Origin of the sequence: Klenkia taihuensis (assembly GCF_900112525.1) — a bacterium.
Lineage (GTDB): Bacteria > Actinomycetota > Actinomycetes > Mycobacteriales > Geodermatophilaceae > Klenkia > Klenkia taihuensis.
This window is the reverse complement of sequence record NZ_FOMD01000006.1, coordinates 142,306-152,998: the sequence shown is the minus strand read 5'-3', so window position 1 is coordinate 152,998 and position 10,693 is coordinate 142,306. Positions and strand designations below refer to the sequence as shown.

Genomic DNA, 10,693 nt, shown 5'->3' with positions numbered 1-10,693 from the left:
CGGTGGTCCGCAGCAGCATCGACAGCCGCGAACCCTTCTCGGCCACGTGAACCGGAGAAGGACGGCTCACGATCGGGGCAGGAGCGATCGTCACGCAGCGGAGCTTAGACGGTGTGCACGGCTGCGGTCGGGCAGTCCGGGGACGGATCTGCACCGGTGTTCTCCGGACCCGTGCCCCTCCCCCGCGATCACCGTCCTGACCTGCACGGACGCGTCACCCCCGCGGATGACCACGCCGGTTCCGAGACCAGGTCGTGACCGTCGTCCTGTTTGGGGAGCCCGCTGACGGGACACATGATCAGCCGCGTTGGAGAGACCGGCGCCGACGGCATCCGCCGTCACCTATGGGAGGTCCCCGTGCTCTGGAACATCATCGTCCTTCTCGTGATCGGCGCCGTCGCCGGCTTCATCGCCCGCGCCGTCATCCCCGGCAAGCAGAACATGTCCGTGGTCGCCACGATCGTGCTCGGCATCATCGGCTCGCTGGTCGGCAACCTGCTCGGCTCCCTCATCAGCGGCAACGGCTTCGAGCTCGGCACCGCCGGCTGGATCGGCTCGATCGTGGGCGCGATCATCGTGCTCGGCATCTACGTGGCGGTCAGCGGCCGCAAGAGCGTCCGGCGCTGACCCCGAGCGCGGCACGCCGCGCTCCGCAGGACCTCCGACGGGGGCCCGGTCCCACAGGCCGGGCCCCCGTCCGCGTCTGCGCTCAGGCCCGCCGGTGCGTGGTGACGTCGACCGCGACCGTCACCGTCACCGGGTCCGGGAGCGCCGCCAGCCGCACCTCGAGCTCCTCGCCCGTCAGGTGCCGGGCGTGCGGCCCCATCCCCACCAGCACCCGCACCGCGCCCCGGTCGAGCACGAGCCGCTCCCGGTGGGTGCGCACGGCGACCCGCTCGAGGTGCGGGCCCAGCGAGCCGGCCAACCGCTCGGCCTTGGCCGGGTCGACCGACAGCAGGCCGAGCGGGCCGACCAGCTCGGCCAGGTGGTCGGCCGCCGGGGTCACCACCACCAGGCGCCCGGCGGGCGCGAGGACCCGGGCGGTCTCGGCACCGTTGCGGGGCGCGAAGACGACCAGCACCCGGTCGACGGCGCCGTCGCGCACCGGGAGGCCGGCCCAGGTGTCGGCGACGACCGCGATGGCACGCGGGTGCGCGCGGGCCGCGCGCCGCGCGGCGTACCGGGAGACGTCCAGGCAGACCCCCACCGCGCCGGGCGCGGCGTCCAGCACCCCGGCCAGGTGCGCCCCGGTGCCGCCGCCCAGGTCCAGCACGCTGCCCGGCTCCCCGTCCGCCAGGACGGCGCCGGCCAGCGCCGCGGTCACGCCGGCGTAGTGGCCGGCGGCCAGGAGGTCGACCCGGTCGGCGACCATCGCCGCGGAGTCGCCGGCGTGCGGGCTGCCACCGGGGGGCAGCAGGGTCAGGTGGCCCTGCCGGGCGCGGTCGAAGGCGTGCCCGGCCGGGCAGCGCACGCCGGCGTCGTCGGCGGTGAGCCCGCCGCCGCAGACCGGGCAGGCCAGCAGGGCGACGGCGGCCGGCGGGAGGGGTGGCCTCACCGGCGGGGCGGCAGCCGGTGCAGCACCACGTCGCGCAGCCGACCGGCGTCGGCGACCGCGGTGAGGTAGGTGCAGTGCGGCTGGCGCCGCCGGTCGGTCGGCGAGCCCGGGTTGAGCAGCCGCAGCCCGCCGGGGGCGACGGAGTCCCACGGGATGTGGCTGTGCCCGAAGACCAGCAGGTCGGCGTCCGGGTAGGCCGCCGCGCACCGGGCCTCCCGGCCGGTCGCGGCACCGGTCTCGTGCACCACGGCGGTGGCGACGCCGTCCAGGTCGACCCGGGCGACCTCGGGCAGCCGCTCGCGCAGGGCGCCGTGGTCGTTGTTGCCGACCACCCCGACCAGCCGCCGGGCGCGCCGCTCCAGCTCGTCGAGCAGGGCGACGTCCACCCAGTCGCCGGCGTGCAGCACGACGTCGGCGGCCTCCACCGCGGCCCACACCTCGGGCGGCAGGTCCTTCGCCCGCCGAGGCAGGTGGGTGTCGGCGATCAGGGTCAGCGCGAGCGCCACCGGGCGGTCAGGCCCCGCGGCCGGCGGCCATCGCCCGCAGCCGGGCGTTGTAGGCGTCGAGCTCGGCGTCCCCGACCCGGTCGATGGTGCGCTCGCGGGTGCAGTTGCGGCGCTGCTCGGAGCCGGCCCACTGGAAGAACACGACGGCCAGCACCAGCACCGTGGGCAGCTCGCCGAAGGACCAGGCGATGGCGCCGGCGGTGTTCTGGTCGGCCAGCGGGTCCACGCCCCAGCTCGCCGGCGGGTTGGCGAAGGTCTCCACGACCAGGCTGCCGGCCATCATGATCGCGACGCCGAAGAAGGCGTGGAACGGCATGGGCAGGAGCAGCTCGAGCATCCGGCCGGCGTGCCCGACGGTGCGCGGCCACGGGTCGGCGCCCAGGATCGGGCCGAAGAACAGCAGCCCGGTGACCAGGAAGTGCGCCAGCATGAACTGGTGGCCCAGCGGGTCGGCCATGAGGTCGTCGAAGACCGGGGTGAAGTAGACGCCGTAGAGGCTGACGATGAACAGCGGGATCGTGAAGCCGGGGTGGGAGACGAACCGGGCGAACCGGCTGTGCAGCGCCTCCAGGAGCAGCGCACGCGGGACGCCGGCGGTGCCCCTGCCCCGCGGGAGGGTCCGCAGCGCCATGGTCACCGGGGAGCCGAGCAGCAGCAGCAGCGGCGACACCATCGACAGCACCATGTGCTGGGCCATGTGCACGCTGAACAGCACCATCGAGTAGCCGTGCAGCTCGGTGCCGGTGACCGCGAACAGCGACACCGCGCCGGTGACGAAGGACAGCGTCCGCCACCACGGCCAGCGCACCCCCGCGCGGCGCAGCCGGGCCAGGCCGACCAGGTAGGCGACGAGGGCGGCGACGGTCAGGTAGGCGACCCAGGACCAGCCGTCGAGGTGCGGGGTGAACAGCCGCGCCCACGTCGGCGGGTCGGTGGGCATCCACATGTCGGAGTGGTCGTGCACTCCCCCATGGTGCACCTCAGTCGTGGACCGGTGCCTCGTGCGCCCGGTGCGAGGCCGACTCGAGCTGGAACGTGCAGTGCTCGACGTCGAAGTGGCCGCCCAGGCAGGCGCACAGGGCGTCGAGCACCCGGCCGCCGTGGCCGTCGGCGAGCGCGTCCTCGGCCACCACCACGTGCGCCGACAGGACGGGCAGCCCCGAGGTGATGGTCCAGGCGTGCAGGTCGTGCACCGCCAGGACGCCGTCCACCCCGAGGATGTGCGCGCGGACATCGGCCAGGTCGACGCCGCGGGGTGCGGCCTCCAGCAGCACGTCCAGGGCGTCGCGCAGCAACGACCAGGCGCGCGGCAGCACCAGCGCGCCCACCACGAACGAGGCGACGACGTCGGCGCCGGTCCAGCCGGTGGTCGCGATGACCACCGCGGCGACGATGACCGCGACCGAGCCCAGCGCGTCGCCGAGCACCTCGAGGTAGGCCCCGCGCATGTTCAGCGACTCGCCCTGGCCGCGGCGCAGCAGGGCCAGCGAGACCAGGTTGGCCACCAGGCCGAGGACCGCGACCGACAGCATCAGCCCGGAGCGGATCTCGGGCGGGTCACCGACCCGGCGGACCGCCTCGACGACCACGTAGGCGCCCACGCCGACCAGCAGCAGCCCGTTGCCGACCGCGGCGAGCACCTCGACGCGCTGCCAGCCGAAGGTGCGCCGGCCCGACGCCGGGCGCTGGGCGAGGGTGACCGCGCCCAGGGCCAGCGCGATGCCCAGGGTGTCGGTGGCCATGTGCGCGGCGTCGGCCAGCAGGGCCAGCGACCCGGACAGCACGGCGCCCACCGCCTGCACGACGAGCACGGTGGCGGTGATGCCGAGGACCAGCCCCAGCCGCCGGCGGTACCCGGCCGAGGCGGTGCCGCCGGGCGGGACGTGGGCGTGCGCGTGGTCGTGGCCCATCAGCCCGTCACCTCGCATGCGTCGTCGTGCATGCAAGGAGTGTGCCCCACCGGGCCGCCGGAGGGCGTCAGCCGATGACGACGCCCCGCTCGGCCATGTAGGGGATCGGGTCGACCTTCTCGCCGTCGATGCCGCCGACGTGCACCTCGAAGTGCAGGTGGGGGCCGGTGGACTGGCCGCGGTTGCCCAGCAGCGCGATGGTGTCGCCGGCCTGCACGGCCTGGCCCTCGGAGACGAGGATCTCCTCCATGTGGCCGTAGACGGTCACGTCGCCGTTCTCGTGCTGGATGTAGACCGCCAGGCCGAAGCCGCTGGCCGCACCGGCCTTGATGACCACGCCGTCCATGGCGGCGTACTCCGGCGTGCCCATCGGGGCGGCGAGGTCGATGCCGGCGTGCAGGGTGCCCCAGCGGTAGCCGAAGGTGCTCGAGAGGCGGGCACCGTCGACCGGGAGGACGGCCTGCGGGCGGGCGGCCTCCTCGGCGGCGGCGATCGCGGCCTGGTCGGCGGCGGCCTGGGTCTCCTGCGCGGCGGCCTGGGCGTCCTCGCGCTGCGCGCGGCTGGCGGCCATCTGCTGCAGCTGGGACACCGCGTCGCTCTCCACGACGGCCGGGTCGGGGGTCTGCAGACCCAGCGCGTCGGCGACGCTGGTTGCCTGCGCGGCCGAGGCCTGCGCCGCGGTGACCGCGGGGTCGGCCTGGGCCTCGGGGCCACCGGTGGTCAGCAGCCCGACGCCGGTCGCGCCGGCCAGCGCGGCGGCGAGGTAGAGGGTGGGCTTGCGCATCCGCGCCGGGCCGGCGAGCGACCGGGTGCGGGTGGGCTTGACCTGGCGGTGCCGCCCGCGGGGCACGCGGCCCTCGGCGATGGCGGCGATGATCTCGGCGGCGGACACCTCGACGTCCTCGCGCGGCTCGTCGGCCAGCACGACGTCGCCGTCGGCGGCCTGCGCGTGCGGGACGGGCCGGGTGTCGTCGGCGTCGCCGGTGACGTGGTCGACCAGACCGTGGGCGGCGACGGCGCGGAGGGCGGCCTCGGTGGCCGGGCCCCGCACGACGACGGGGTCGGACGCGAACTCGTCGGACCAGACGCCGATGATGGCGTTCCACTCGCCGGTGGAGGGGTTGCGGACATCGTCCGACACCACCGTGCCGACCTGCCGATCCCCGCCCGTGGCCAGGAGGTCTTCCGGGTGTTGCGGGTTCATGCACCTGGCTTTCGTCAGTGGGTCTCGGGAGGAGGGCGGGACCCACTTAAACATGCCGTGACCTGGCCGTGACCAGATCGGGACCGGGATCACTGCGGTTTCGTGAGGTAGGTCACCACTACATCTGCCAATCCGCGACCCTCCGTGACGTCGTGCGTGCACAGTGCCGAGCGATGGCAACGAACATCACGAGCCGTGACGAAACCCCGACGCACCGACAGGGCTCGCGATGCGGCGTGTTCATCGGGTTCCGTCACCGTCCGGTTCAGCCGCTCGCGGGCGGCTCCGCGACCGAGTCGGTGACGACGTGACCGGTGTCATCGGGGATCGTGGATGGCCGGGACGCGATCCGGCCTTGCCTCTGGGGACCCGTGGCCCCAGGAGACGTCCTGCCCACCCCGCGCCCTGTGAGGACTGCTGTGCCCCGCGCCCTGCTCGCCCTGTCCATCGGTGCCTTCGGCATCGGCACGACGGAGTTCGTCGTCATGGGCATGCTGCCCCAGATCGCCGACGGCCTGGACGTGTCGGTCTCCGCCGTCGGCCTGCTGATCAGCGCCTACGCGGTGGGCGTGGTCATCGGCGCCCCCACCCTCACCGCCCTGGGCGTCCGCTTCACCCCGAAGCAGACGCTCGTCGCGCTGATGGCCGTCTTCGTCGTCGGCAACCTGCTCTCCGCGCTGGCCCCCAGCTACGGCACGCTCGTCGTCGCCCGGGTGATCACCGCGCTCGCGCACGGCTCCTTCTTCGGCGTCGGGGCGGTGGCCGCCCGTCGACTGGTGCCCAGGGAAAAGGCCACCCAGGCCATCTCGCTGATGTTCGCCGGGCTCACCGTGGCCAACGTCGTCGGCGTCCCGCTGGGCACCTTCGTCGCCCAGCAGGCCAGCTGGCGGCTGGTGCCCGCAGCCTGCGCGGCGATCGGGCTGGTCACCGTCGCCGGCCTGCTGGCCTGGATGCCGGCACTGGCCAACGAGGCGACCGACCTGCGCAGCGAGCTGCGGGCCTTCCGCCGCCGGCAGGTCTGGATGGTGCTCGGCGTGACGATGGTCGGCTTCGCCGCGCTGTTCGCCGTCTACTCCTACGTCTCCCCCATCCTCACCGAGCTCGGCGGCCTGCCCGAGGCCTGGGTGACCCCCGTGCTGGCCCTGTTCGGCATCGGCACGACCGTCGGCATGCTGGCCGGTGGCCGCTTCGGCGACCGGTTCGGGCTGCGCGCCGTGCTGGGCAGCCTGGTGCTGAGCGCGCTGCTGCTGGGCGCCTTCGCGCTGACCGCCCGCACGCCCGTGGCCGCCGTCGTCCTGCTGGTGCTGTTCGGGGCGGTGTCCTTCGCCGCCGGGCCGGTGGTGCAGAACAAGGTGATCGAGGCGGCCCGGGTGCGCGGCGGGTCGATGGTGTCGGCGGCCAACCAGGGCGCCTTCAACGTGGCCAACGCCCTGGGTGCCGCGCTGGGCGCCGCGGTGCTCACCGCCGGGCAGGGCTACACCGCGCCGATCTGGGTGGGCGGGGTGCTGGCGCTGGTCGGGGCGGCGCTGTGCGCGGTCGCCGTCCGCACCGAGCGGGCCGACGCGGCCTCCCCCGACCCGGTCGTCGCCGACGTCGAGGCGTGGGAGCGCGAGACCGCCTGCGTCACCGCGCGCTGAGCGCCCTCCGGGGGTAGACCGGGGGGCATGACGACGAGGGCAGACCACGCCGGGCAGTACCGGCTCGGCGACCGCACCGTGCAGCGGATGGGCTACGGCGCCATGCAGCTGGCCGGTCCGCACGTGATGGGTCCGCCGGCCGACCGGGACGCCGCGGTCGCCGTGCTGCGGCGGGCGGTGGAGCTGGGCGTCGACCACATCGACACCAGCGACTACTACGGGCCGCACGTGACCAACGAGGTCATCCGCGAGGCGCTGCACCCCTACCCCGAGCAGCTCACCCTGGTGACCAAGATCGGCGCCCGCCGCACCCCGGAGGGCGAGTGGCCCGAGGCGCTGGGTGCCGACGAGCTGCGCCAGGCGGTGCACGACAACCTCGACCACCTGGGCCTGGACTCCCTGCACGTGGTCAACCTGCGCATGCCGGGCTTCGCCGAGCCGGTCGAGCGCTCGGTGGCCGAGCCGATGGAGACCCTCGCCGCGCTGCAGGCCGAGGGCCTGGTGCAGCACATCGGGGTCAGCAACGTGACCACGTCGATGCTGGCCGAGGCCCGCTCGATCGCCCCGGTGGTGTGCGTGCAGAACCACTACAACCTGGTGCACCGCGACGACGACGCGATGGTCGACGCGCTGGCCCGCGAGGGCATCGCCTACGTGCCCTTCTTCCCGCTGGGCGGGTTCACGCCGCTGCAGTCGCGAGCGCTGGAGTCGGTGGCGTCCCGGCTGGGGACCACCCCGATGCAGGTGGCGCTGGCCTGGTTGCTGGCCCGCTCCCCCAACGTGCTGCTCATCCCCGGCACGTCGTCGGTGGCGCACCTGGAGGAGAACCTCGAGGCCGCCGCGCGGGTGCTGGGCCCCGACGAGCTCGACGAGCTGGCCGCCATCGGCGGTCCGTGACCCCGCTCAGCCGATGAGCGCCACCCGGCCGGCCAGCGACGGCGCGGCCGCCGGGTGGCGCTGCAGCACCTCCGGGTCGTGGCCGGGCACGACGAGACCCGGGTCGGCCAGTTCCTGCACGCGGTCGAAGGCCCCGTACACCCCGGGCATCGAGTGCAGGAGCGTGCCGGGGCGGTCGGTCTCGACGTTCTCGTAGAAGTGGCTGCTGTCGGAGGCCAGCACGACGGCGCCGGCCGGCGTCACGGCACGCACCACCTGCATGCCCGCCGTGTGCCCGCCGACCCGGTGCACCGACAGGCCCGGCGCCAGCTCCCGGTCGCCGTCCACCAGCTCCAGCCGCTCCCCGACGGCGGCCAGGTGGGCCATGTCGGCGGCGCTGTTCAGCCAGTGCTCGCGGGTGATCCGGCGGGCCCACGGGCCGGTCCAGTACGCCCACTCCTCCTGCTGCACGACGTACCGGGCCCGGGGCAGCTCGGCGACCGTGCCGGTGTGGTCGTAGTGCAGGTGGGTGAGGACGACGAGGTCGACGTCCTCGGGGGCGACGCCGACCTCGCCGAGCAGCTGCACGGGCGAGCCGCGGTGGTCCAGCCCGGTCACCGTGGCGGCGTGGTCGGCCGAGATGCCCGCGTCGACGAGCACGGTGGACGAGCCGGACACCGCCAGCCAGACGTAGTAGGCGGTGGGGTGCGGCTCGGCCGACCGCTCGTCGTGCCCCAGGAAGTGCTGGCCGCGCGTGCCCTGGCGGGTCGCGTAGCGCACGGCCAGCACCCGCCACAGGCCCGCGCCGTCCGGGCGCAGCTCGTCGACGAGGGACACGCGGTCAGACCCCGGCGGTCTGCCGGCGTGCGCCCGGCTCACCGAGCTGGGCGGTGGGCACCCGGTGCGTCTCCCGGGCCGTCGCGACGGCCACGACGTTGACCAGGCAGAACACCGCGGTGACCGCCGCGACCAGGAACCACGCGTCGACCCCGTCCCCGGCGACGGCGCCGCCGATGGTCGGGGCGAACCCGGCGATCGCGAACCCGATCTGGGTGCCCAGCGCCATGCCCGACAGGCGGACGCGAGCGGGGAACATCTCGCCGTAGAAGGCCGGCCACGTGCCGCTGGTCGCGCTGTGCACGATGCCGAACATGACCAGACCGAAGGCGAAGATCAGCAGGTAGTCGCCCTGCGAGATCGACCAGAGGTAGCCGAACATCAGCAGTGCGCAGCCGGCGCTGCCGAACAGGAAGACCGGCTTGCGGCCCACCCGGTCGGCCAGCCGGCCCCACAGCGGGATGGCGAACAGCGCGATGACGTTGGCCAGCACCCCGACCCACAGCATCGGCGTGCGCTCCAGCCCCACGGTGTTCACCGCGTAGTTCAGCGCGTACACGGTGAAGATGGTGCTGACCGAGGCGATGACGGCGGCGAGGACGACCCGCAGCACGGCGGGCCAGTGGTCCCGCAGGAGCACGGCCAGGGGCATCTTGGCCACCTCGGCGCTGGCCTTCTCCTGCTCGAAGACCGGGGTCTCCTCGAGGTTGCGCCGGATGAGGAACGCGACGAGGACGACGATCGCGGACAGGAAGAACGGGATGCGCCAGCCCCACGTCAGCAGCTGCTCGTCGGGCAGCACCGCGATCGGGATGAAGATCGCGGTCGCCAGGATCTGGCCGCCCTGGGTGCCGCTGAGGGTGAAGCTGGTGAAGAAGGCCCGCCGGTCGTCGGGTGCGTGCTCCAGGCTCATCGAGTTCGCCCCGGCCTGCTCGCCGCCGGCGGAGAAGCCCTGCGCCAGCCGCAGCACGACCAGCGCGATCGGTGCGGCGACGCCGATGGCGTCGTAGGAGGGCAGGCAGCCGACGAGGAAGGTCGAGACGCCCATGAGCAGGACGGTCAGCACCAGCACGTTCTTGCGGCCGAACTTGTCGCCCATGTGGCCGAGCACCAGGGCGCCGACCGGGCGGGCGAGGTAGCCGACGCCGAAGGTGGCCAGCGCCAGCAGGGTCCCCGCGGCCGGGTTGTCGGAGGGGAAGAAGACCTGGCCGAAGACCAGGGCTGCGGCCGTGCCGTAGATGAAGAAGTCGTAGTACTCCAGGGCGCTGCCGACGAAGGCGGCGGTGGCGGCCTTGCGCGGGTTGGCCACGAAGCCCGTGCCCCCCGTGGGCGGACTGGTCGGCGTCGTCACGTCGTGCTCCTCGATGAGTGCGGCGGCTTATGTACTAGCTGGTTAGTACGCCGCAGAGGATGAGGTGGCCCGCATCACCCTGTCAAGACGTGGGTCACACGCCCAGCGGTTCGGCCCCCGGCGACGAGAGCCACGCGACGACCAGGTCACCGATGAGCGCGCGCTGGTGGTCGCGGCGGGCCGGGTCGAGCATGTCGCGGCCGAAGAGGGCGCCGAAGGTGTGCCGGTTCGCCGTGCGGAAGATGCAGAAGCCGCTGATCACCTGGTGCACGTCCAGGGCGTCGACGTCGTCGCGGAACCGGCCCGCGGCCCGGCCGCGCTCGAGGATGCCGCCGAGGACGTCGAGGGCCGGGTTCGCCAGGCCCGACAGCACCGACGAGCGGGCGATGTGCTCGCCGTGGTGGATGTTCTCGATGCTGACCAGCCGCACGAAGTCCGGGTGCGCCTCGTGGTGGTCGAAGGTGAGCCCGGCGACCTCGCGCACCGCCTCGACCGGGTCGAGGTACTCGACGTCGAGCTGGGTCTCCAGGCTGCGGATGCGCAGGTAGGCGGCCTCGAGGACGGCGACGTAGAGCTGCTCCTTGCCGCCGAAGTAGTAGTAGATCATCCGCTTGGTGGTGCTGGTCTTGGCCGCGATGACGTCGACCCGGGCGCCGGCGTAGCCCGAGTGCGCGAACTCCTCGGTGGCCACGGCCAGGATCTCGGCCCGTGTGCGGTCGGCGTCCCGGGTGCGTTCGGGGGTCACGGTCACCTGCGCAGCGTAGGGCGGGGGAATGGCGCCGGGGCGTGCGGTGTGGTGTCCTGGGTCTCAGCAACT

At 73.9% G+C, this 10,693-nt stretch carries 11 protein-coding genes; 3 read left to right on the top strand and 8 right to left on the bottom strand.

Going from position 1 to position 10,693, the window contains the following annotated elements; translation table 11 throughout:
- Positions 1-384 precede the first annotated feature (384 nt).
- Positions 385-627, top strand: a complete 243-nt coding sequence (locus BM158_RS20590) for a GlsB/YeaQ/YmgE family stress response membrane protein (RefSeq protein ID WP_229827859.1) — start codon at positions 385-387, stop codon at positions 625-627.
- 82 nt (positions 628-709) lie between these two features.
- Here BM158_RS20590 and BM158_RS20585 read toward each other — a convergent pair whose 3' ends face one another.
- The 5 genes from BM158_RS20585 to BM158_RS20565 all read right to left on the bottom strand — a co-directional run bounded on the left by BM158_RS20585 (position 710) and on the right by BM158_RS20565 (position 5,115).
- The gene (locus tag BM158_RS20585; RefSeq protein WP_091564046.1) at positions 710-1,555 is read right to left on the bottom strand and encodes a putative RNA methyltransferase; all 846 of its coding nucleotides are present in this window, start codon (positions 1,553-1,555) and stop codon (positions 710-712) included.
- Positions 1,552-2,061 (bottom strand): metallophosphoesterase family protein, encoded by a 510-nt coding sequence (locus tag BM158_RS20580; protein WP_091564044.1) that lies wholly within the window; start codon positions 2,059-2,061, stop codon positions 1,552-1,554. The genes BM158_RS20585 and BM158_RS20580 overlap by 4 nt, the downstream gene beginning before the upstream one ends.
- 7 nt (positions 2,062-2,068) lie before the next feature.
- On the bottom strand, positions 2,069-3,025 hold the full coding sequence (locus BM158_RS20575) for a cytochrome c oxidase assembly protein (protein ID WP_229827860.1): 957 nt from the start codon (positions 3,023-3,025) through the stop codon (positions 2,069-2,071).
- A 16-nt stretch (positions 3,026-3,041) separates the two neighbouring features.
- The gene (locus BM158_RS20570; protein WP_091564042.1) at positions 3,042-3,971 is read right to left on the bottom strand and encodes a cation diffusion facilitator family transporter; all 930 of its coding nucleotides are present in this window, start codon (positions 3,969-3,971) and stop codon (positions 3,042-3,044) included.
- A 67-nt stretch (positions 3,972-4,038) separates the two neighbouring features.
- Positions 4,039-5,115, bottom strand: coding sequence for a M23 family metallopeptidase (locus BM158_RS20565; RefSeq protein WP_229827861.1), 1,077 nt, complete (start codon positions 5,113-5,115; stop codon positions 4,039-4,041).
- Positions 5,116-5,594: 479 nt separating this feature from the next.
- Here BM158_RS20565 and BM158_RS20560 point away from each other — a divergent pair, with 479 nt between their 5' ends.
- The gene (locus BM158_RS20560) at positions 5,595-6,812 is read left to right on the top strand and encodes an MFS transporter (RefSeq protein WP_091564039.1); all 1,218 of its coding nucleotides are present in this window, start codon (positions 5,595-5,597) and stop codon (positions 6,810-6,812) included.
- A gap of 27 nt (positions 6,813-6,839) precedes the next feature.
- Entirely contained in the window at positions 6,840-7,709 is an 870-nt protein-coding gene (locus BM158_RS20555; RefSeq protein WP_091564037.1) for an oxidoreductase, read from the top strand.
- Positions 7,710-7,715: 6 nt separating this feature from the next.
- Here the strand turns inward: BM158_RS20555 and BM158_RS20550 are convergent, their stop codons facing one another.
- The 3 genes from BM158_RS20550 to BM158_RS20540 all read right to left on the bottom strand — a co-directional run bounded on the left by BM158_RS20550 (position 7,716) and on the right by BM158_RS20540 (position 10,627).
- Positions 7,716-8,525 carry an N-acyl homoserine lactonase family protein gene (locus tag BM158_RS20550; RefSeq protein WP_091564035.1) on the bottom strand — a complete coding sequence of 270 codons (810 nt, stop codon included), beginning with the start codon at positions 8,523-8,525 and terminating at the stop codon, positions 7,716-7,718.
- A gap of 4 nt (positions 8,526-8,529) precedes the next feature.
- Entirely contained in the window at positions 8,530-9,876 is a 1,347-nt protein-coding gene (locus BM158_RS20545; RefSeq protein WP_091564033.1) for an MFS transporter, read from the bottom strand.
- A 94-nt stretch (positions 9,877-9,970) separates the two neighbouring features.
- A complete protein-coding gene (locus BM158_RS20540; protein ID WP_091564031.1) occupies positions 9,971-10,627 on the bottom strand; it encodes a TetR/AcrR family transcriptional regulator in 657 nt (218 codons plus the stop codon).
- Positions 10,628-10,693 lie beyond the last annotated feature (66 nt).